This window comes from Diaphorobacter sp. HDW4B (genome assembly GCF_011305535.1).
In the GTDB taxonomy this organism is placed as follows: domain Bacteria; phylum Pseudomonadota; class Gammaproteobacteria; order Burkholderiales; family Burkholderiaceae_C; genus Diaphorobacter_A.
Genome location: NZ_CP049905.1, coordinates 2,752,004 through 2,773,386 on the forward strand (window position 1 = coordinate 2,752,004; position 21,383 = coordinate 2,773,386).

Consider the following 21,383-nt stretch of genomic DNA (forward strand, 5'->3'; position numbering starts at 1 on the left):
TCTGTGACTCCTTGTTTTTGGTGCTTATGCGGCGAATGCCTGCAGCCAGCCGAGGCCTGCTTCGGTCGTGGTGGCGGGTTTGTATTCGCAGCCCACCCAGCCGTCGTAGCCGATGCGGTCGAGCAGCGCGAACAGGTAGGCGTAGTTGATTTCTCCGGTGCCGGGTTCGTTGCGGCCGGGGTTGTCGGCGATCTGCACATGGCGGATCAGCGGCAGGTATTTGACGAGCGTGTTCGCGAGTTCGCCCTGCATGCGCTGCGTGTGATAGATGTCGTACTGCAGGAATGCGTTGGGCGCGTCGAGCGCTTCCAGCAGCGCCACGGCCTGCGTGGGGCGGTTCAGATAAAAGCCCGGAATGTCGTGGACGTTCACGGGCTCGATCAGCAGATTCAGGCCCGCACCGCGCAACTGGTCTGCCGCAAAGCGGATGTTTTCCAGGAACGTGGAACGCAGCGTTTCGGCAGGCACGCCATCGGGGGCCTTGCCCGCCAGGCAGTTGAGCTGCTTGACGCCGAGCGCGCCTGCGTAGTCGATGGCTTTGGCAACGCCCGCGCGGAAGTCGCTCACCTTCTTGGGCTGGCAGGCGATGCCGCGCTCGCCCGCATTCCAGTCGCCCGCAGGCAGGTTGTGCAGCACGAGCGTGAGGCCGTTATCGTCGAGGCGCTGGCGGATTTCCTTGGCGGTCCACTCGTACGGGAACATGAATTCGACGGCTTGAAATCCGGCCTGCGCGGCGCGCTCGAAGCGGTCGAGAAACGGCACTTCGGTGAACAGCATCGAGAGATTGGCGGCAAATTTGGGCATGGTTTGCTCCTTGGTTTTGTGTGAGAAATGACGATGGAATTCAGTCGAGCAGACCCGCTTCTGCGAGGCCTTTCGTGCCTTGTGGATGGCGGCAGTCGATGTCCTCGAACTCGATGATGTTGTCGATCTCGGTGCCCATGGCGATGTTGGTCACGCGCTCCAGAATCACCTCGACGACGATGGGCACGCGGTGCTCCCGGGCCATGGTTTGGGCTTCACGCAAGGTGGCTTGCAGTTTGGCCGGATCGGTCACGCGCAGCGCCTTGCAACCGAGGCCGCGCACGACCTGGCCGTGATCGACGCCGTAGCCCTTGAGGTCGGGATCGGTCACGTTGTCGTTCTCGAACGCGAGCTGCACGCAGTAGTCCATGTCGAAGCCGCGCTGCGACTGACGGATTAGGCCGAGGTAGCTGTTGTTCACCAGCACCTGCACGTAAGGCAGATTGAACTGCGCACCGACCGCGAGCTCTTCCATCAGGAACTGGAAGTCGTAGTCGCCCGAGAGCCCGACCACCATCTTGTTCGGATCGGCCGCGACCACGCCGAGCGCTGCGGGAATCGTCCAGCCGAGCGGGCCTGCCTGACCGCAGTTGATCCACTGGCGCGGGCCGTAGACATGCAGAAACTGCGCACCGGCGATCTGCGACAGGCCGATGGTGGAGACGAACACGGTGTCCTTGTCGAAGGCCGAGTTCATCTCGGCGTACACGCGCTGCGGCTTGATCGGCATGTTGTCGTAGGCGGTGCGGCGCTGCATCAGCACCTTGCGCTCGCCGCAGCGTGCCACCCAGTCGCTGTAGTCGCGCAACCGGCCTTGCTGCTTGCGCTCGCGCGCCACTTGCACGAAGAGTTCGAGCGCGGCACGGGCGTCGGAGACGATGCCGAGGTCTGGGTTGAACACGCGGCCGATCTGCGTGGGTTCGATGTCCACGTGCACGAACTTGCGGCCCTTGGTGTAGACCTCGACCGAGCCCGTGTGGCGGTTGGCCCAGCGGTTGCCGATGCCGAGCACGAAGTCGCTCGCGAGCATGCTGGCGTTGCCATAGCGGTGGCTGGTCTGCAGACCGCACATGCCGGCCATCAGCGGGTGATCGTCGGGAATCGTGCCCCAGCCCATGAGCGTGGGAATCACCGGCACGCCGGTCAGTTCGGCCAGTTCCACGAGCAGCTCGGACGCATCGGCGTTGATGATGCCGCCGCCGGCCACGATCAACGGCTTGCTCGATTCGGAGAGCATGTCGAGCGCGCGTTCGATCTGCTTGCGCGTGGCCGCTGGCTTGTAGACGGGCAGGGGCTCGTAGGTGTCGATGTCGAATTCGATCTCGGTCATCTGCACATCAAAAGGCAGATCGACCAGCACCGGGCCGGGGCGACCCGAGCGCATCAGATGAAAGGCCTGCTGCAGCACGCGTGGCACCTGTGCGGGTTCGCGCACGGTGACGGCCCACTTGGTCACGGGCTTGGCGATGGACTCGATGTCGACGGCCTGAAAGTCTTCCTTGTACAGCCGCGCACGCGGAGCCTGGCCGGTGATGCAGAGAATCGGAATGCTGTCGGCGCTGGCGGAATACAGGCCCGTGATCATGTCGGTGCCCGCAGGCCCGCTGGTGCCGATGCACACGCCGATGTTGCCCGCCTTGGCACGGGTGTAGCCCTCGGCCATGTGCGATGCGCCCTCCACATGGCGCGCCAGCACATGGGCGATCGACATGCGTTCGCGCAGCGCGGAATACAGCGGGTTGATGGCCGCGCCGGGCACGCCGAATGCCTGCGTGATGCCTTCCTTTTCCATAACCAGCACTGCGGCCATTGCGGCCTTCATCTTTGCCATGTGAGTCTCCTGCGGATTGAGTGAATGGGTGATTGCGTGAAGGGTGAAAACTCGCTGCGATGCATTGATCGCGATGGCATTGATGGTCCCGTTTTCACGTCCGGCAGGGAATGCTGGTACGCTGCATGATGCTTATTCCGTGGTGGAATGACCTGCGGTGGCGTATCCACCGTCTAATCGAGACATGGACCGAATACAAGCGCTTCTTCTCTTCACGCGTGTCGTGGATCTGGGCTCGTTCAGCCGTGCGGCGACCGAGCTGGGCATTGGTCAGCCTGCCGTGACCAAGCAGATCGCGCGCATGGAAAAGGAACTCGGCGCGCGCCTGCTGCACCGCTCCACGCATGGCGTCACGCCCACCGAAGTGGGCACGCTGTACTACGACAAATGCAAGCTCATCGTGCACCACGACGAAGAGGCGCGCTCGGTGGCGTCGCTGATGCAGTCGCAGGTGCAGGGCGTGCTGCGCATCAGCACGTCGATTGCGTTCGGGCGACGTGTGCTCGCGCCGATGGTCAGCAGCTTCATGCGCACGCATCCGCTGCTCAATGTGGATCTGAGCTTTGAAGACCGTTATGTGAATCTGGTGGAGCAGGGCGTGGACGTGGCGATCCGCATGGGCAGCCTCGCCGATTCATCGCTGGGCGCGACCTACCTCGGTGTGAGTCCGTGGGTAGCAGTGGCCTCGCCGGACTACCTGCGCGAGCGCGGCACGCCCGAGACGCCTGCCGATCTCGCCCAGCACGCCGCGCTGGTCTACAGCACCGTGCAAGGCGATGCGATCTGGCACTTCAGCGCCGTGCATGAGGCCACGCAGGCGATTGCGGTGAATGGGCGGCTGCGCTCGAACAACCTCTCGGCCCTGCTCGCTGCAGCACGCGACGGCTTCGGCGTGGCCGTGCTGCCGCTGTATGTGGCCAACGATGGTCTGCGCACCGGCGAACTGGTGCCGATTTTGGGCGGCTGGAACCTGCCCAGCCAGGAGATGCACGCCGTCTACCCCTCGCCGCGCCTCGTGCCTGCGAAGGTGCAGGAGCTGGTGGGCTGGCTCAAGGGGCAGTTTCAGGGCGACTGGTTCAAGCTGCAGTCACCACCGAAACAAACGGGTGGTTCTTGAACGGCAACAGCGGGTGGCCGTCCGCTGCTGCGTCGGTGATCAGCGTCCACGGGCGATGAATGGGTGACCAGTTCATCTGCGATTTGCGGCCCAGCTTTTCGGTGGTGGCGAGCATGTAGACCTCGCGCGTGCGGCGAAACAGCTTGTCCTTGAACCAGGCCTGCTCGATCGAGCCTTCGCACACACCGAACTCGGCATCGATGCCATCGGCGCTGCTGAACACTTTGTCGAAGGTGAGGCGCTCCAGCGCCATGTCGGCGAGCGATCCATACACGCTCATGCTGCCCGCGCGCAGCTCGCCGCCGATCAACGTCACCGCAATGCCGCGTGCCGACAGCGTCTGCAGCGCGAGCAGGTTGTTGGTGATGATGCGGACCGAATCGTCCTTGGGCAACTGCTGCGCAAGCGCGTCGGTGGTCGTGCCGCCGTCGATGAAGATGGTGTCGCCGGACTCGATGAAGCCGAGCGCTTTGTGCGCAATCCGCGCCTTGCCTTCGCTGTCGTGCGACTTGCGCAGTTCCAGCGATTCCTCGGGCTCGTGGCGGATGGGGGCTGCCACCGCGCCGCCGTAGACGCGCAAGAGCCTGCCGTCCTGCTGCAGCGCCTGCAGATCGCGGCGCACCGTGGCTTCGGAGATATCGAACTTGGAGCACAGCGCTGCAACATCGGCAGCGCCGGACTGCACGGCATCAAAAATGGCGTCTCGGCGTTTGGCGACCTTCATGGCGATGGAATGCTTGGGGATTGGGCAGTGGAAGAAAGCGCAGAGCTTACCGCGCCTTCAGCGTCCTTCACTTGGTGATGCCATGCGCGGCGAGGATTTCCCGCATCTGCGCTTCCTGTGCGGCGCTGATGCGCACGGGGTATTTGCTGTCGCCCACGTCGTAGCCGAGCAGGCGCACGGCGCGCTTCACAGCCGCTGGCGCGAAGCAGACTTTGTAGAGCGTCTCGCGCAGGCTGGTGACGGTTTCCTGCTGCTTGCGCGAGCCTTCGATGTCGCCCGCCTTGAACAGCTTCCAGATGGTGTTGATCTCGCGCGGTGCGGCATTGGCCAGACCCGAGACCGCACCAGCGCAACCGTCCACGAAGCCTTGGTGGATCAGGCTGTCGGGGCCGTTGAAGACCGCAAAACCGTCGATCTCCTTGGCCACGTTGACGAAGCCGGTGAGGCTTTCATACGTGCCCGCGCTGTCCTTGATGCCCGCGATGTTCGGGTGCGCGGCCAGGCGGCGCGCGGTCTCGGGCGCAATCGTGTTGCCGGTGCGCGCGGGAATGTTGTAGAGATAGACCGGCACGTCGAGCGCATCGGCAATCGTGCTGAAGTGGTAGTGCAGATCGTCCTGCGACAGCGGCACGAACCAGGGCGTGATGGCGGCGACGGCGTCCACGCCGAGGCTTGCGATGAAGCGGCCTGCGCGCACGCATTCGGCGGTCGATACCTCGCCCACATGGCCGACGACGGATACGCGGCCTGCGACCTGCTCCATCGCCACTTCGGCCACGCGGCGCTTTTCGGCTTCGGTCAGCGCAAAGAATTCGCCGTTCGTGCCGCCGCAGAAGATGCCGTTGCCTGCGGAGATCTGGCGATCGATCTGTTCACGAAAAGCGGCTTCGTTGAACTGATCCTCCCTGTCCACCGGCGTGATGATGGCGGTGAGGATGCCTTCGAGTTTCGGGTTGTGATTTGCCATGGTGGGGTTGCTGGAATTCAGTGAAAGAGCTTGAGGTAGACCTGTTCGATGTCGTCGCCCGACACTTTGCCGGGCACGTTCTTGATGAGGCGCTGCACATCGAGCGCGGCCTTCACCAGATCGGGCAGATGCTCGCGGCCGATGCCCAGTTCCTGCAGGCTGGCGGGCAGCTTCAGGCGGCGCACCAGATCAGAGAAATACTGCACCAGCGCATGCGATTTGGCCTCGTCATCGAGCGACAGATCGGCCCCCGGCACCAGCTCGTAGGCGCGCGCCAGCTTGGGCACGGCGAGCGGTCGCACCCATTCGAACACGGGCGCAAGCAGGATGGCGTTGGCCACGCCGTGCGGGATGTGGTACTTGCCGCCCAGCGGGTACGACATGGCGTGAACCAGATGCGTGCCCGCGTGTGCGATGCATGCGCCGCCGTAGTACGAGGCCCAGAGCATGTTGAGCTTGGCTTCGAGATCGTCGGGTTGTTCGACGGATTGCTCGATGGTCTCGAACAGCTTCTTCATGCCGATCATCGCGTAGTTGTCGCTGACCGGATTGGCGATGCTGGCGGTGAAGCATTCGATCAGGTGGCACAGCGCATCGACGCCCGTGGACGCCGCGATCTTGTGCGGCATCGTGGTCGTGAGTTCGGGTGCGAGCGCCACGTAGTCGGGCAGCAGCACGGGCGAGATGATGCCCTGCTTGGTCTCGCGCGCGGGGATCGCGAGGATGGCGTTGGGCGTGGCTTCCGAGCCCGTGCCTGCGGTGGTCGGCACCATGAGCGCCTTCACGCGCTGCGTGACCTTGGTGCCGGCCAGCAGTTCGTCGAGCGTGGGGGATTCGGGATGCGCGAGCGCCGAGAGCAGCTTGGCCACGTCGAGCACGCTGCCGCCGCCCACGCCGATCACGAATTCAACGCCAGCGAGCGACCATTTTTCGGTGATGGCGCGCACATCGGCGTCGGATGGCTCGGGCGGCACATCGTCGATCACCAGCACGTCGTGCGCGTTGTCCTTCACGTGCGCGAGCAGCGTCTGCACGCCTGCGATGCCGATGATGTTCCTGTCGCTGACGAACAGCACCTTGTTGCGACCCCGGACCAGATAGCCGATGTCGTCGAGCACCTTGTGGCCGCTCAGGACCGTGCTGTGGATATGCATGAGTGTTCCTTCGTGTTCTTGTGGGTTGTGCGTTCAGCGACGGGTGGCAAGTTCCGCGCCCTGGCGCAGCGCCTCGAGCAGGCTGCGTTCATCGGCAATGCCCTTGCCTGCGATGTCGAACGCCGTGCCGTGATCGACCGAGGTGCGGATCACGTCGAGGCCGACGGTGATGTTCACGCCCGCTTCAAGTCCCAGCACCTTGACGGGGCCGTGACCCTGGTCGTGGTACATGGCGACGACGAGATCGAAATCGCCGCGACCGGCGCGGAAAAACAGCGTGTCGGCGGGCAGCGGGCCTTCGATGTTCATGCCCTTGTCACGCAGTTTCTGCACGGCGGGAATGATCTTTTCCTCTTCTTCGCCATAGCCGAACAGGCCGTTCTCGCCCGCATGCGGATTGATGCCGCAGACGGCGATGCGCGGGTTCTCGATCTTCGCTTTGCGCAGCGTGTCGTAGCCGCGCTGGATGGTGCGCTCGACGAGACCCGGCTCGATCTTGCGGATCGCGTCGAGCAGGCCGATGTGCGTGGTCACGTGGATCACGCGCAGGTTGGGCGCGACCAGCATCATCGAGACCTCGTCCACGCCCGTGAGATGCGCGAGCATTTCCGTGTGACCGGGGAATTTGTGGCCGCCCGCGTGCAGTGCTTCCTTGTTCAGCGGTGCGGTGCAGATCGCGTCGATCTGGCCCGCCTTGGCGAGATCGACCGCCTTGTCGATGAAGCGGAACGCCGCATCGCCCGCCGTCGCCGAGAGCTTGCCGAAGGGCAGATCGGCTGGAATCAGCGGCAGGTCGATGCAGTCGATCACGCCTTGCTCGAAGCGGGCGTCGGCCATGCTCTGGATGGGTTGCACGCGCACGTTCAAGCCGAGCAATTCGTTGGCCAGCTTCAGCCTGCGCGCATCACCGATGACGACGGCGCGGGCCATGCCGTAGAGCGCAGGGTTGGCAAAGCTCTTGACGATGATTTCCGGGCCAACGCCAGCGGCGTCGCCCATGGTGATTCCGATGACGGGCAGATGTGCGCTCATGATTCCTCTGTTGGTGTCTGTTGCTTGGCGTGAATGGCCAGAATGGCGCGGTGCAGCGATGGCGCGTTGCCGAATGCGCCGGCCTTGGTGGCGATCCACTGCGGTGTGGGGACGGATGCGCTTTGCGAAAGCACGACGCCGGGCTCGCTTTCCGCACGCACATGCAGGCGATGGATGCCGAGCTGCTGCAGCGCGGCGCGCGCGGTTTCGCCGCCGGTGAGCACGAGGCCTGCGGCCCGTGCGAACACGCTGCTCAGCACCTGAGCCAGTCGCGCCGCCAGTTGCGGGCCTTCTGCGGGATTGAACGATGCATCGGTGCCGATGGAGACAACGACATCAAGGCCCTGCGCCATTTCCTGCAGCAGCGTTTGCTGAAGGTTTTGAAGTTGCGGCTCGTCATGCGAAGCCGAGGGGCGCAGCAGCGCGGGCGCGATGTCGTGAACGCGAACGTGGGGCTGATCTGCCAGAAAGCGCAACTGCTCGCGTGCAACGGCGGACATGCTGCCGACCAGCGTGACGGTGCTGCCTTGATGAGCGGTGCGGTGCATGCGGGGCGATGTGTGGTCGGGCGCGTCCGTCAGTCGGGCAATGGCATGGCTGAGGCCTGCGGAGCACACGCTGAAGGCGTTGCGGACTTCGCTGCTGGCCTGTGCCAACGTCTGCAGATCCGCATCGCTCGCCACGTCGAACACCAGCGCCTGCACGCCGCGCGCCTGCGCTTGTTCAATGCGCTGAACCACGGCGCGCATGCCCTGCGCGGTGACGCTCAATGCCACGTATTCCGCGCGCAGGCCGACGTTGCTCAGCATGTGCGCAGGGCGGTCTTCCTGCGTGGCGTGTTCGAGCTGCCAGGTGTCGGTCTCGGCAAGACGCTGACCGCGCACCAGCACGACGCCATCGACCAGCGTGCGGCCCATGGCGGGAAACGAAGGGATCACCAGCGCGATCTGGCCGAGCGCGGATTGCAGGAACGCCACTTCGGCCGCCCAGCCACCGCGCAAGGTGGAGTCGATTTTCTTGAGCACCGTGCGACCTGCGCCGTGCAACTGCAGGGCGTGGTGCAGCTTGGCGGCAGAGTGCTCCGCGCCGTCGCGGCGGCTGTCGGTGTCGATGGTCAGCACATCGGCGGACTCATCGGCAGACACGTCGCCCTGAGCGGAATGCGCATGGGCATCCAGAAGCACCTGCGTGCGCCAACCGGCTGCCGCAAACCCGGCCGCGCAGTCCGCCGCGCCGGACAGATCGTCGGCGAGGATCAGGTACTGGCGGTGGATGGTGGACGGTGGGTGGCTCACTGCTGCATGTTTCAAAATTGATTGATTCGATCATAATTCATGAAAACTGATTGAAATCAAGGGATAACCCCAATCAATTCGATCATTTCATGCATGATTTGGGCAGTGGTCGAGTGAGTTTCATTGGAGAACAAGGCGCTTTCCACGAAGAAGTGCGATGACGAACAACCGCCTCATATCGGGGAAAATCCTGATTGGAGAGAAGTGGGAAACGCGGTCTGATCGGTTCATTCAAAAAATTGATTGAAAAATGAGTGAGTCGATCAATCGAGCACTCCGGAGTGCTGCCTGAAAAACAGGCAGTCCGGTATGCAGACCTACCTACCGACAAAGCACCGACATCCACCCTTTGAGGAGCAACGCATGACATCCACTCGCCGCACACGCGCCACCATCGCTCGTCGCACCCTGATCGCCAGCAGTCTGCTGCTTGGCCTTGGGCCACTGGGTTTTGCCGCAGACGTGTACCCCAGCAAGCCCATCACGCTGATCGTTCCCTATCCCGCAGGCGGCGCGAACGATGCGGTGGCGCGCATCGTCGGCCAGAAGATGGGTGAGCTGCTCAAGCAATCCATCATCGTGGACAACCGCGCAGGTGCGGGCACGACGATCGGCACGACCATCGCCGCCAAGGCCGCGCCCGATGGCTACACGCTGGTGCTCGGCTCGCTGTCCAGCCACGCGATCAGCCCGCATCTGTATCGTCAACCTGGCTACGACGCGATGAAGGATTTCGCGCCCATCGGCATGATCGGCGAAGCGCCTATCGTGCTCGAGGTGGCGAGCGATTCGCCGTTCAAGAACCTCAAGGAAATCACCGAACAGGCCAAGAAGGAACCGGGCAAGCTCACCTATGGATCGGCAGGCAACGGCTCGCCGCTGCATCTGGGTGCCGAGCTGTTCAAGCGCGCATCGAACGTGGACCTCACCCATGTGCCCTACAAGGGCGGCAACGCGCACACCCTGGATTTGATGGGCGGGCGCATCGACATGATCTTCGACACGCTCACCAGCGCCACGCCGCTGATCGCATCGGGCAAGGTGCGTGCGCTGGCCGTCGCCAGCCCGGAGCGCCTGCCCGAGATGCCCAACGTGCCGACGTTCGCGGAAAGCGGTTATCCCAACTTTGTGGTGAATGCCTGGTATTCGCTGTACGCGCCCGCCAAGGTCAGCCCTGAAGTGCTCACCAAGCTGAACAAGGCACTCAACGATGCGCTTGCCGATCCCGATGCCAAGGAGCGACTGGCCAAGCTGGGCGTGCGCAGCAAGGCCAGCACGGCGGCAGACCTGGGCAAGTTCACCAAGGCCGAACTCGACCGTTACGGCACGGTCATCAACAGCATCAACCTCAAGATTGATTGAGCCCGAGAAAGCCTGAATCCATGAACAAGAGAAATGCGCTGGCAGCGCTCGCCACGGTGGTCTTGAGCACCCTTGCACCCCATGCAAGTGCGCAGAGCGACAAGCCCCTCGTGAAGATCGTCGTGCCGTTCAATCCCGGTGGCGGTTCCGATCTGTTTGCACGCTTGATCGCACCAAGCCTGTCGGATGCGCTGGGCGCGTCGGTGATCGTCGAGAATCGCCCCGGTGCGGGTGGCGTGATCGGTGCGGATTTCGTCGCCAAGTCCAAGCCCGATGGCCGCACGCTGCTGCTGTCGGATGCATCGGCCTATTCGATCAATCCGTCGCTCTATCCGAACCTGCCCTACAAGGCCAGCCAGCTCGCGCCAGTGGTGGATGTGGCACGTTTTGCCAACGTGCTGGTCGTGCCCGAGAAATCGGCCACGCCCACGATGGCCGACATCATCAAGGCCGCGAAGAAGGACCCCGCCAAGCTCACCATCGCCTCGTCGGGCAATGGCAGCAGCACGCATCTGACCTCCGTGATGATGCAGCGCATGGGCGATTTTTCGCTCACGCATGTGCCCTACAAAGGCAGCGGCCCGGCGTTCACCGATCTGATCAGCGGCCATGTGGACATGATGTTCAGCGGCCTGCCCGCCGTCTCGGAATACATCAAGGGCCAGAAGCTCAAAGCCGTGGCGATTGCCGCGCCCAAGCGCTCACCGTTCGCGCCCGACGTGCCGACGATGAACGAGGCCGGCATCCCCGGCTTTGAATCCTTCATCTCGCAAGGCCTCTTCGCGCCCGCAGGCACGCCGCCCGACACGGTGGCGAAGATCAACACCGCCGTGAACCAACTGCTGCGCACCCCGGAGATGACCAAGCGCCTCGAACAGCTCAAGGCCGAGTTCCAGCCGAACAGCGCGGCGGAATACAAAAAATGGCTGGATGCGCAGTCGGTGACCTGGGCGAAGATCATCAAGGACGCCAACATCACCATTGATTGACGGATGGAGTGCGTGCGTGTTCTTCGGCGCGCTCTTCACCAAGACACCAAGAAAACAAGCCCGAACGCGTCGTATTGCATTCGGGCTTGTCGCTTTGGCGAAGCGCGGTGGCCTACTTGCGCAGAATCTCGCTCGCCTGATCCGCAGGCAGCGCCTTCGCGAACAGGTATCCCTGTCCGATGAAGCAGCCTGCGGTCTGCAGCACGAGGCTTTGTTCCTGTGATTCGATGCCTTCGGCGACGATGTCCAGAGACAGGTCGGCGGCGAGTTGGCACATGGCCTTGACGATGGCGCGGATGGATTTGTCCTTGGGCGTGCGCTGCACAAAATCGCGGTCGATCTTGATGCAGTCGACGGGGTAGTCGCGCAGGTCGGTGAACGAGGAATGGCCGGTGCCGAAATCGTCGAGCGCGATGCGGATGCCGGCTTTTTTCAGCAGGCGCAGTGCGCGGGCGACGTATTCGGAGCCGCGTTCGCCGAGCACGTATTCGGTGATTTCCAGCTCGATGTATTGGTGCGGAATCCGGTGCTGCGCGAGTCGCTTGAGAAAGCGTTCGGCAAAGTCGTCGCGCAGGAATTCGACCGGCGCGACGTTGATCGATACGGGCAGCAGGGTGAGGCCTTGCTCGATCCAGCGTGCCATGTCGGCGAGCACCTTGGTCTGCATGGCGTCGCCGATGCGGGTGGCGAGTTCATAGTCCTTGAAGGCTTCAAGGACGGTGACGGGGCTTTGCAGACCCTGCACGGGGTCGTTCCAGCGCAGCAGGGCCTCGAAGCCGACGGTCTCGCCCGTGTGCAGGTTCACCTTGGGCTGGTAGTGCGGCACGATGAGGTCGTCGCGCACGATGAGGTGGGCCTGCGCGACCTGCAGCGCGGCGGCTTCGGCGGCCTCGTGCATGTCGCTGCTGAACATGCGCACGCCGCCACGGCCTGCGGCCTTGATGTCGTTGAGCGCGGTGTCGGAGCACTTGAGCAGGCCGGCCGCATCTTTGGCGTCGCGCGGGAACAGCGAGATGCCGATGCTCATGCCGCCGTTGATCACCTTGCTGGCGTAGTGGATCGGTTCGTTGATCTGCACGCGCACCTGTTCGGCCACGCGCAGCAGGTCGGCTTGGTCGGTCACGTCGTTGACGACGATGGCGAACTCGTCACCGCCAAGGCGTGCGAGCAGGGCCTTGGGCGGCAGATGCGCGGTCAGGCGCTTGGCGAGCACGCGCAGCAGGTGGTCGCCTGCGGTGTGGCCGAGGGTGTCGTTGACTTGCTTGAAGTGGTCCAGATCGATGAGCAGCAGACCGAACTGGCGGCTTTCTTCACGGCAGTGGCGGATGAGCTGGCGTACCTTGGACTTGAACGCGCGGCGGTTGGGCAGGCCGGTGAGGTCGTCGGTGTCGCTGGCGATGCGCAGGCGGCGCTCGGCCTCCTTTTGCAGTGTGACGTCGCGCGACACGCAGAGAATGCCCGAGGTGGTGCCGTCGGCGGCCTGCATGGGCGTGAGGATGTTGTCCCAGTGCTGGGGCTTCTGGCCGGGGATTTCGCTGCGGCCTGCAAAGCGCGCGTTCTTGCCGGTGCGCGCCACGCGCAGCGCACGCTTGCCGCGCACGCGGATCTCGCCGGGCAGCAGGTTCAGCCATTCCATGCCGAAGCCGGAATCGGCGGCCACGCCCAGTGCTTCGCAGCCGGATTTGTTCATGTGCGAGAGCGCACCGTCAGGGCGGATGATCTTGATGCAGTCCACGCTCACGTCCAGCATTTTGTTGCGCATGCGCACGTTTTCGCTGAGCAGCTGGCGCGCGATCACGTGGTCGTGCACATCGCTGCAGGTGATGAGCGCCACGCCGGTGTCGTCCGCGTCGGGGTGGGCCGACTGGATATGGCACCAGCGGTACATGTCTTCGTGGTGCTGCAAGCGGTATTCCTGCGCAAAGGCATCGCCCTGCTTGAGAAACTGCTGCCACAGCAGCTTGGCCTGATGCTGGTCTTCAGGGTGCAGGCAGCTCCACCATTCCTGCGTGCGCAGCTGTCGCTCGGTCTGGCCGGTGAACTGCTGCCAGGCCAGATTGAAATGGCTCTCGCCCGTGGCGTCCACATGAATCCATGCGGGTTGCGGCAACAGATTCAGCGCCTGAACCATGCCTGCGACGAACTGGCGCTGGGAACCCTCGGCCACAACGCCTTCGTTGCGAGGCAAAGTCGCATTCAGTGGCGCAGGAGTGATCGAGAACCCCGAAGGTCCGATGATTCCTGGTTTGTTGATCAGCCTGCTCATAGCAATCTCCCCGACCCAGCAGGCGGCGCAAGTGACCGCCCATGCTGTTACGGCACAGTACCACAGGATACAAATTTAGCTATACGCTTGTCCAAAAAAGGAAATTGGCTGTCAGAGGGAGCACGCTGATTGTCAGAACTTGAGGATGAAAGTTAACAATCCAAACGGCAAAAAGCCCGTGGCAACAGCAACGGGCTTCAAGAAATGCCGGGGTCAATGTGGCTGGTTCACCAGCGGCCCAGGCGAGTGACCCCGAGCAAGGGCCGCCCCGCAGCGAAGGGGTGTCCCCCCTCCGCCGCGCTTTGCGCGGCATCAGAGAGGGGGGAAGGCGCGCAGCGCCTCAGGGGGGTGTTCCGATTTAAAACGGAATGTCGTCATCCATGTCGTCAAAGCCCGAATTCGCGCGCGGTGCCTGTTGCACGGGTGCGGGGGCTGGACGTGGAGCGGGTGCCGGGCGGGGGGCTGCTGCCGCCATGGGCGCAGGCGCGGCGCGGCGCTGGGGGGCTGGGGATGGCGCTGCGTCGTAGCCGCCGTCGTTGCCACCTCCACCGTAGCCGCTGTCGTCGTAACCGCCTTGAGCACCGCCACCTTGGCCGCCACCCATGCCTTGGCGGCTGCCGAGCATCTGCATCTGGTCAGCGCGGATTTCGGTGGTGTAGCGTTCCTGTCCTTGCTGGTCGGTCCACTTGCGGGTGCGCAGGCTGCCTTCCACATAGACCTGCGAGCCCTTGCGCAGGTACTGGCCAGCGATTTCGGCCAGGCGGCCGGTGAACATCACGCGGTGCCATTCGGTGATTTCGCGGTTTTCGCCGGTGTTCTTGTCGCGCCAGCGGTCTGTCGTGGCGATGGTGACGTTGGCGACCTGATCGCCGTTCGGGAAGGTGCGCAGTTCGGGGTCCTTGCCCAGATTGCCGACGATGATGACTTTGTTGACGGATGCCATGCTGCATGAACCTTCGAAAAATGTTGAGTTTGCGCGCCAAATGGGGTTTGAGTAGCGCGCCTGAACGGGGGATTGTGCACCAAGCGGCCCGCAGATGGGAGCCGCTTTTGGGCGACCCTCAGTGAGCCGCAGGAATATTGCCCGAGGCGGCTTGCTGGGCTGCTTCTGTGCGCCCAATGGGTCGCAAAGGCCAGGTCACCAGCAGCCAGAGGGCGCACAGTGTTGCTGTCACGCCAAAGAGGCCGGGCGCACCGAGCGACTTGATCAGCAGACCGCCCAGCGCACCGCCCGCGAACAGGCCGAGCGACTGCAGCGTGTTGTAGCTGCCGAGTGCCGCGCCGCGCAGCGTGGCGGGCGCCATGCGCGAGACCAGGCTGGGCTGCGTGGCTTCAAGCGCGTTGAAGCCGCAGAAGAACACGAACAGCACCACGGCCATCACCATCAGCGAAGGCGTGCTGCCGCTCGCAAACAGCAGACCGAGCGCGATCTGCACGACGAGAATCAGCCCGATGGCACCCAGCAGCGCCGCACGCAGGCGGCCTTTGCGCTCCATCGAGAACAGCGCGCCCATGGCGACGAACGACAGCACGACGGCGGGCAGGTAGATATGCCAGTGTTCGCTCTTGGGCAGACCGGCCTGCACGATGAGCGCGGGCACGGCCACCCACATGGACATCTGCACGGTGTGCAGCACGAAAACGCCCAGATTCAGGCGCAGCAGATCGGGGTGCTTCCACGCATCGATGGTGCGGCCACGTGGCGCATCGGCATGTTTTGCGGGCTCGGGCGGCACCACCCAGATCACCACGGCGATGCCGGCCAGCGCCAGCGCGCAGGTCAGGCCGAACAGGCCGGAAAGTCCCATCAACGAGGTGAGCGCCGGAGCCGCCACCAGCGCCACGGCAAACATCAACCCGATGCTGCCGCCGACCATCGCCATCGCCTTGGTGCGCACGCCGTCGCGGGTCTGGTCGGCCAGCAGCGCGGTGACGGCAGCCGACACTGCGCCCGCGCCCTGCAGCGCACGGCCGAGCAGCAAGCCGGTGAGCGAATCCGCCATGGCGGCAAGCAGGCTGCCTGCTGCAAAAATGAGCAGACCGAAAACGATCACCCGCTTGCGCCCGAAACGGTCGGACGCCATGCCCAGCGGCAGTTGCAAAAACGCCTGCGTGAGCCCGTAGATCCCCATGGCCAGACCGACCATGGCCGGATCGTCGCCACCGGGGTATTTGCGCGCTTCGAGGGCAAACACGGGCAGCACCAGAAACAGCCCGAGCATGCGCAGCGCAAAGATCAGCGCGAGGCTGATGCTGGAGCGGCGCTCCAGCGGCGTCATCTTGGTGGAGCTTTGGGGAGAAGGCGAAGAGTTATCCGACACAGGCGGGCAAGAAGAGGTGGGTGTGCGGGGCGGTCCCCGTCGCTGGTTGATGTTTTGCTGAATGACTCGGCAGATTTTGCCACGCCCACGTGTCGTCGCTCCCGTCGCAGGATTTCAGCGCAGATGCCGCTGCGCCATCACCACCACCGCGGCGACGGCTGCCACGGCGGCGAGCCACTGGTACAGGCTTTGGCAGGCCATGAAAAGCGCCTGATGGTCGACGATGGCATCCAGTTCGGCGAGCGCAGCGGTGTGTGCCTGCGTGGCCGAATAGCCGAGCTGCTCGAAATGCGCCTGCATGCTCGCCAGCCACGACATGGCGGTGGGATTGGAGGGGCTGATGCGCTCGATCAGGTTGGAATGCTGGATGAAACGGCTATCCTGCAGCGCCACGGCGGCGACGGCCGAGGCGAACGAGGCCATCATCTGGCGCATGATGTTCTTGCTCTGGTAGCCCTTGGCGAAATGCTTGGCTTCCAGCGCGCGGAAGGTGAGCGCCGCCACGGGCAGCACCATCAGCACGCCGAAGAAGCCCTTGATGACCAGCGCACCGTACAGCGCAGTGATTGGCGCGTCCGGCGGCACTTGGCTCAGCCAGAAGGCGGCACCTGCCATGGCGATGCAGCCGGCCATCATCAGCGCGCGCTTGTGGGTGAGCTTGCCCGCCACCTTGATGTAGCCGATGGCTACGAGCAGACTGATCAGCGCCGAGAAGCTGTTGAGCCAGCCGGTGGTCATCAGCGGAATTTTCAGGCCCTGCTCGGCGAATTGCGGGAACAGGTAGTTGCTGAAGTTGACGATGAAGTAGTACAGCGCATACAGCGCAATGCCCACCAGAAAGCCGGGATGCGTGAGATCGCGCAGATGCAGCAGCGGCTCGTCGTGCTTCCACTGGTGGATGCCGAACAGACCCAGCAGCAGCACGCCGATCAGGATGACAATGACCAGCCGCTCGGGGCTGTCGAACAGCTCGTACTTGGCTTCGGAAAAGCTCCATTGCACGCAGCCGATGGCCAGCACGAAGAGCAGCACCGGCGCGACGGAGAACTTCACCGGCGTGCTGCTGCGCCCGAGGTGCCGGGGCAGCAGCCAGCGTACGGCGGCGGCGATCAGCACCGCCACCGGCAGCACCACCCAGAACACCCAGCGCCAACCCCAGTGGTCCACCAGCCAGGCCGACAGCACCGGGCCGACCGCGCCCACGCTGAAGATGCTGAGCATGTACACGCGCACTGCCTTGGGCCGCATCTGCGGCGAGAACAGCAAGGGGATCAGCACCCGCGTGCTGATGAAGAATGCGCCGCCGCCCAGACCTTGCACCAGCCGCGCGGTGGTCAGCTCCGCCAGATTATTGGCGTTGGCCGAAGCCAGATCGCCCAGCGCATACAGCAGCAGTGCCACCAGCAGATAGTGCCGGTAGCCGAAGTGCCGCGACAGCCACTGCTGCATCGCAATCATCAACATGCTGCCCACCGCGTAGGCCGCCTGCACCTGCGCGAACTCGCGCGGCGCGACGCCGATGCCGCCCAGAATGTGCGAGGAGGCGAAGACGAACATGCCGTTTTCGAGAAACTCCATGCCCACGAGCGCGCCGAGCAGCCACATCAGCAGCAACTGCTTTTCGCGGTGCAGAAAATGTTGCCAGCGCGCGGCTTTCATGATGTCGGGGCTTCAGTCGGCGGCGGGAGTGGGGGCGTTCATGGTCTGCAGCCGGTCATGCACAAGGCGCAGTTGCTGCTGCATGGCGTGCGTGCCCGCGTCGCCAATCGACGACCAGATTTGCACGTACACGGCCTGCACCAGCGGCATGGCGATCGCGAGCAGGGCTGAGCCCTCGGGCGTGAGCCGCAACTGCAGACTGCGCCGGTCCTGCGCGTCGGCCGAGCGCACGACGAGGCCGCGCTGCTCCAGCCCGTCGAGCAACCGCGTGACCTGGGTGCGAGTGGCGTCGAGCGACACACTGAGCGACGAGGGCCGCAGTGGCTCGTGCACGCTGTCGGCCAGCAGGTTGAGCGCGAGGTATTCCTTCATGTGCAGCGCGTGCGGCGCCAGCGCCTCGTTCACGCGCTGCTCCAGCAACACGGCGCTGTGCAGCAGCAGGCGCGAGGCGGCCACGGCATCCAGCAATTGCTTGGGTTTGCCGGCCAGAATGCGTTCAAGGCGGGAGTCGAGGCTCATGGTCGTCGTGGGTGTTTATTTGATTTCATTTGTAATTATATCGTTTGAAATCATTTGATGCAGGCACGCCTCAGCCAGAGGGCGAATGCTGCGCGCAATAGGCTTGAATCGTGCGGGGCTGTGCAGTGCAAAGGGCGGTGACCTATGATGTCCGGTTCGCCTGCGAAGTTTGAGATTTGAGATTCCATGCCCTCCAAGCAAGACAAGTCCCCGCCGATGCATCCCGAAGCCGACAGCGACTTCGAACGTGAGCGCAGCACCGCTGCGGGTCGCTATCTGGGCAGTTCGCTGCGCGAGCGGCGCATCAGCATTCGCGGCGCGCGCACGCACAATCTCAAGAACATCGACCTCGATATTCCGCGCGACCAGCTCGTGGTGATCACCGGGCTGTCGGGTTCGGGCAAATCCAGCTTGGCGTTCGACACGCTGTATGCCGAAGGCCAGCGCCGCTATGTGGAGAGCCTCTCGACCTATGCGCGCCAGTTTCTGGGCCGTTTGGACAAGCCGGATGTCGATCTGATCGAAGGCCTCTCGCCCGCCATCAGCATCGAGCAGAAGGCCACCAGCCACAACCCGCGCTCCACTGTGGGCACGGTCACCGAGATCTATGACTACCTGCGCCTGCTCTACGCGCGTGCAGGCACGCCGTTCTGCCCCGATCACAACCTGCCGCTTTCCGCGCAGACCGTGAGCCAGATGGTCGATTCGATGCTCGCGCTGCCCGACGATACGCGCATCATGCTGCTCGCCCCCGTTGCGCGGCAGAAGAAGGGCGAGTTCGTCGATCTGTTCACGCAGATGCAGGCGCTCGGCTACGTGCGTTTTCGCGTGGATGGCACGGTCTACGAATTCGAAAATTTGCCGCCGTTGAAGAAGACCGAGAAGCACGACATCGACGTGGTGATCGACCGCCTGCGTGTGCGGCCCGATGCCAAGCAGCGTCTGGCCGAAAGCGTGGAAGCCGTGCTGCGCGTGGGCGGCGCGGAAGGCAATGGCCGCGTGCTGGTGCTGGAGATGGATACCGACGAGGAGCACCTGTTCTCCAGCAAGTTCGCCTGCCCGATCTGTGGCTATTCGCTGCCCGAGCTGGAGCCGCGATTGTTCTCTTTCAACTCGCCAACGGGTGCCTGCCCGTCGTGCGATGGCATCGGTCAGCAGGAAGTGTTCGATCCGGCGCGCGTCGTGGCTTTTCCCACCTTGAGTCTCGCGAGCGGCGCGATCAAGGGTTGGGATCGCCGCAATGGCTACTACTTTGCGATGCTGGAGAGCCTGGCCAAGCATTACGGCTTCGATGTGGAAACGCCCTTCGAGGAGCTGCCCGAGCGCGTGCGCAACGTGCTGCTGTATGGATCGGGCACCGAGGAAATCGCGTTCTCGTATCTGCTCGACAGCGGTCCGAACAAGGGCAAGCCGATTCTGCGTAGCCACCCGTTCGAAGGCATTCTGCCCAACATGGCGCGGCGTTATCGCGAGACCGATTCCACGGTCGTGCGCGAAGACCTGGCGCGCTATCGCAGCACGCAGTCCTGCCCCGATTGCCACGGCGCGCGCCTGCGCCGCGAGGCGCGCCATGTGATGGTGGGCGAGGGTGACGAAGCGCTGGCGATTCAGCAGATCAGCCACCGCACGCTGTCGGATGCGCTCGCGTGGTTCGAGCACCTGAAGCTCGGCGGAGCCAAGGCCGAGATCGCCGACAAGATCGTGCGCGAGATCGCATCGCGCCTGACCTTTCTGAACGACGTGGGGCTGAACTATCTGAGCCTCGACCGCAGCGCGGAAACGCTCTCGGGCGGCGAGGCGCAGCGCATTCGTCTGGCCAGCCAGATCGGCTCGGGCCTGACGGGCGTGATGTATGTGCTCGACGAGCCCAGCATCGGCCTGCACCAGCGCGACAACGACCGCCTTATCGGCACGCTGCAGCATCTGCGCGACATCGGCAACAGCGTGATCGTGGTGGAGCATGACGAAGACATGATCCGCGCCGCCGACCATTGCGTGGACATGGGCCCCGGCGCGGGCGTGCACGGCGGGCGCGTGATGGCGCAAGGCACCTACGACGAGCTGTGCGCCGAGCCGCAATCGCTGACCGGCCAGTATCTTTCCGGCAAATTGAACATTCCCGTGCCCAAGCGCCGCACGCCCTGGCATCCGGTGCTGGAAGCCGATCTGCCCGCGACCGAGAAGCCCACCAAGTCACGCTTTCCGCAAACGCCTGCGAGCCAGCGCAAGGCCGAGCGCATGGAGGTGCACCGTGCCACGCAGGGCAAGCTGCAGGCACTGCGCGTGATTGGCGCAAGCGGCCACAGTCTGAAAGATGTGACCGCGGAGTTTCCAGTCGGTCTGCTCACCTGCGTGACCGGCGTTTCCGGCTCGGGCAAGAGCACGCTGGTGAACGACACGCTGTACGCCGCCGTCGCTCGTCAGCTCTACCGCGCGCATGAAGAGCCCGCGCCGCACGAAGCCATCGAAGGCATCGACTACTTCGACAAGTGCATCAACGTGGACCAGTCACCGATTGGCCGCACGCCGCGCAGCAATCCCGCGACCTATACGGGCCTGTTCACGCCGATCCGCGAACTCATGGCCGAGACCAACACCGCCAAGGAACGCGGCTACGGCCCGGGCCGTTTCAGCTTCAACGTGGCCGGTGGCCGCTGCGAAGCCTGTCAGGGCGACGGCGTGGTGAAGGTCGAGATGCACTTTCTGCCCGACGTCTACGTGCCCTGCGATGTGTGCCACGGCGAGCGCTACAACCGCGAAACGCTGGAAGTGCAGTGGAAGGGCAAGAACATCGCGCAGATTCTCGACCTCACGGTGGAAGATGCGCATGCCTTCTTCAAGGACGTGCCCAGCATCGCACGCAAACTGCAAACGCTGCTCGACGTGGGGCTGTCGTACATCCGCCTTGGCCAAAGCGCGACCACGCTGTCGGGCGGCGAGGCGCAGCGCGTGAAGCTCGCGCAGGAACTCTCCAAACGCGACACGGGTCGCACGCTGTACATCCTCGACGAGCCCACGACCGGCCTGCATTTTGCCGACATCGACCTGCTGCTCAAGGTGCTGCTGCAACTGCGCGACGCGGGCAACACCATCGTCGTCATCGAGCACAACCTCGACGTGATCAAGACGGCCGACTGGATCATCGACATGGGGCCGGAAGGTGGCGATGGCGGCGGCATGGTGGTGGCCACAGGCACGCCGGAGGAGGTGGCGGACAACGCTGCGAGCCATACCGGGCGTTATCTGAAGCGGTATCTGCAGGGCTGATGCGCGGCGCTGCAGAGTGTTCCAACAAAGTGTCCCATTTCGAGACAGCTGTCGTTGCTTGGAGCGTTGCAGCGAA

Annotated in this window: 16 protein-coding genes; 4 read left to right on the plus strand and 12 right to left on the minus strand. The window is 63.9% G+C overall.

Features of this window, described 5'->3' with window-relative positions:
- Positions 1-24 precede the first annotated feature (24 nt).
- Both hyi and gcl read right to left on the minus strand, forming a co-directional pair.
- Positions 25-804, minus strand: a complete 780-nt coding sequence (gene hyi / locus G7048_RS12630) for a hydroxypyruvate isomerase (protein ID WP_166068474.1) — start codon at positions 802-804, stop codon at positions 25-27.
- A 40-nt stretch (positions 805-844) separates the two neighbouring features.
- Positions 845-2,635, minus strand: coding sequence for a glyoxylate carboligase (gene gcl / locus G7048_RS12635; RefSeq protein ID WP_166068475.1), 1,791 nt, complete (start codon positions 2,633-2,635; stop codon positions 845-847).
- Between the two features lie 184 nt (positions 2,636-2,819).
- On the opposite strand from gcl, the gene G7048_RS12640 reads away from it, so the two are divergent.
- On the plus strand, positions 2,820-3,752 hold the full coding sequence (locus G7048_RS12640) for a LysR family transcriptional regulator (protein WP_166068476.1): 933 nt from the start codon (positions 2,820-2,822) through the stop codon (positions 3,750-3,752).
- Here G7048_RS12640 and G7048_RS12645 read toward each other — a convergent pair.
- The 5 genes from G7048_RS12645 to G7048_RS12665 all read right to left on the minus strand — a co-directional run bounded on the left by G7048_RS12645 (position 3,712) and on the right by G7048_RS12665 (position 8,924).
- On the minus strand, positions 3,712-4,476 hold the full coding sequence (locus G7048_RS12645; protein WP_166068477.1) for a DeoR/GlpR family DNA-binding transcription regulator: 765 nt from the start codon (positions 4,474-4,476) through the stop codon (positions 3,712-3,714). The two genes, G7048_RS12640 and G7048_RS12645, sit on opposite strands and share 41 nt — an antisense overlap.
- Positions 4,477-4,543: 67 nt before the next feature.
- On the minus strand, positions 4,544-5,443 hold the full coding sequence (locus tag G7048_RS12650; protein WP_166068478.1) for a dihydrodipicolinate synthase family protein: 900 nt from the start codon (positions 5,441-5,443) through the stop codon (positions 4,544-4,546).
- Positions 5,444-5,460: 17 nt separating this feature from the next.
- The gene (locus G7048_RS12655) at positions 5,461-6,597 is read right to left on the minus strand and encodes an iron-containing alcohol dehydrogenase (protein WP_166068479.1); all 1,137 of its coding nucleotides are present in this window, start codon (positions 6,595-6,597) and stop codon (positions 5,461-5,463) included.
- Positions 6,598-6,630: 33 nt separating this feature from the next.
- Positions 6,631-7,629 (minus strand): 4-hydroxythreonine-4-phosphate dehydrogenase PdxA, encoded by a 999-nt coding sequence (gene pdxA / locus G7048_RS12660; protein WP_166068480.1) that lies wholly within the window; start codon positions 7,627-7,629, stop codon positions 6,631-6,633.
- Positions 7,626-8,924: a four-carbon acid sugar kinase family protein gene (locus G7048_RS12665; RefSeq protein WP_166068481.1), complete on the minus strand. Its 1,299-nt coding sequence runs from the start codon at positions 8,922-8,924 to the stop codon at positions 7,626-7,628. The genes pdxA and G7048_RS12665 overlap by 4 nt, the downstream gene beginning before the upstream one ends.
- A gap of 363 nt (positions 8,925-9,287) precedes the next feature.
- Here G7048_RS12665 and G7048_RS12670 point away from each other — a divergent pair, with 363 nt between their 5' ends.
- Both G7048_RS12670 and G7048_RS12675 read left to right on the plus strand, forming a co-directional pair.
- Positions 9,288-10,286: a tripartite tricarboxylate transporter substrate binding protein gene (locus G7048_RS12670; RefSeq protein WP_166068483.1), complete on the plus strand. Its 999-nt coding sequence runs from the start codon at positions 9,288-9,290 to the stop codon at positions 10,284-10,286.
- Positions 10,287-10,306: 20 nt separating this feature from the next.
- A complete protein-coding gene (locus tag G7048_RS12675; RefSeq protein ID WP_166068484.1) occupies positions 10,307-11,275 on the plus strand; it encodes a tripartite tricarboxylate transporter substrate binding protein in 969 nt (322 codons plus the stop codon).
- Between the two features lie 112 nt (positions 11,276-11,387).
- On the opposite strand, the gene G7048_RS12680 is transcribed toward G7048_RS12675, so the two are convergent.
- The 5 genes from G7048_RS12680 to G7048_RS12700 all read right to left on the minus strand — a co-directional run bounded on the left by G7048_RS12680 (position 11,388) and on the right by G7048_RS12700 (position 18,040).
- Entirely contained in the window at positions 11,388-13,541 is a 2,154-nt protein-coding gene (locus tag G7048_RS12680) for a bifunctional diguanylate cyclase/phosphodiesterase (protein WP_166068485.1), read from the minus strand.
- A 358-nt stretch (positions 13,542-13,899) separates the two neighbouring features.
- Positions 13,900-14,484, minus strand: coding sequence for a single-stranded DNA-binding protein (gene ssb, locus G7048_RS12685; protein WP_166068486.1), 585 nt, complete (start codon positions 14,482-14,484; stop codon positions 13,900-13,902).
- Positions 14,485-14,602: 118 nt separating this feature from the next.
- Positions 14,603-15,820, minus strand: coding sequence for an MFS transporter (locus G7048_RS12690; protein WP_166068487.1), 1,218 nt, complete (start codon positions 15,818-15,820; stop codon positions 14,603-14,605).
- A 156-nt stretch (positions 15,821-15,976) separates the two neighbouring features.
- Positions 15,977-17,521: an MFS transporter gene (locus tag G7048_RS12695; protein WP_166068488.1), complete on the minus strand. Its 1,545-nt coding sequence runs from the start codon at positions 17,519-17,521 to the stop codon at positions 15,977-15,979.
- A gap of 12 nt (positions 17,522-17,533) precedes the next feature.
- A complete protein-coding gene (locus G7048_RS12700; RefSeq protein WP_166068489.1) occupies positions 17,534-18,040 on the minus strand; it encodes a MarR family winged helix-turn-helix transcriptional regulator in 507 nt (168 codons plus the stop codon).
- A gap of 216 nt (positions 18,041-18,256) precedes the next feature.
- On the opposite strand from G7048_RS12700, the gene uvrA reads away from it, so the two are divergent.
- Positions 18,257-21,307, plus strand: coding sequence for an excinuclease ABC subunit UvrA (uvrA, locus tag G7048_RS12705; RefSeq protein ID WP_166070947.1), 3,051 nt, complete (start codon positions 18,257-18,259; stop codon positions 21,305-21,307).
- Positions 21,308-21,383: the final 76 nt, after the last annotated feature.

Bases quoted from the DNA above. Each gene is read 5' to 3' on its own strand.
- hyi (WP_166068474.1), bottom strand. From the start codon at position 804: ATGCCCAAATTTGCCGCCAATCTCTCGATGCTGTTCACCGAAGTGCCG.
- gcl (WP_166068475.1), bottom strand. From the start codon at position 2,635: ATGGCAAAGATGAAGGCCGCAATGGCCGCAGTGCTGGTTATGGAAAAG.
- G7048_RS12640 (WP_166068476.1), top strand. From the start codon at position 2,820: ATGGACCGAATACAAGCGCTTCTTCTCTTCACGCGTGTCGTGGATCTG.
- G7048_RS12645 (WP_166068477.1), bottom strand. From the start codon at position 4,476: ATGAAGGTCGCCAAACGCCGAGACGCCATTTTTGATGCCGTGCAGTCC.
- G7048_RS12650 (WP_166068478.1), bottom strand. From the start codon at position 5,443: ATGGCAAATCACAACCCGAAACTCGAAGGCATCCTCACCGCCATCATC.
- G7048_RS12655 (WP_166068479.1), bottom strand. From the start codon at position 6,597: ATGCATATCCACAGCACGGTCCTGAGCGGCCACAAGGTGCTCGACGAC.
- pdxA (WP_166068480.1), bottom strand. From the start codon at position 7,629: ATGAGCGCACATCTGCCCGTCATCGGAATCACCATGGGCGACGCCGCT.
- G7048_RS12670 (WP_166068483.1), top strand. From the start codon at position 9,288: ATGACATCCACTCGCCGCACACGCGCCACCATCGCTCGTCGCACCCTG.
- G7048_RS12675 (WP_166068484.1), top strand. From the start codon at position 10,307: ATGAACAAGAGAAATGCGCTGGCAGCGCTCGCCACGGTGGTCTTGAGC.
- G7048_RS12680 (WP_166068485.1), bottom strand. From the start codon at position 13,541: ATGAGCAGGCTGATCAACAAACCAGGAATCATCGGACCTTCGGGGTTC.
- ssb (WP_166068486.1), bottom strand. From the start codon at position 14,484: ATGGCATCCGTCAACAAAGTCATCATCGTCGGCAATCTGGGCAAGGAC.
- G7048_RS12690 (WP_166068487.1), bottom strand. From the start codon at position 15,820: ATGACGCCGCTGGAGCGCCGCTCCAGCATCAGCCTCGCGCTGATCTTT.
- G7048_RS12695 (WP_166068488.1), bottom strand. From the start codon at position 17,521: ATGAAAGCCGCGCGCTGGCAACATTTTCTGCACCGCGAAAAGCAGTTG.
- G7048_RS12700 (WP_166068489.1), bottom strand. From the start codon at position 18,040: ATGAGCCTCGACTCCCGCCTTGAACGCATTCTGGCCGGCAAACCCAAG.
- uvrA (WP_166070947.1), top strand. From the start codon at position 18,257: ATGCATCCCGAAGCCGACAGCGACTTCGAACGTGAGCGCAGCACCGCT.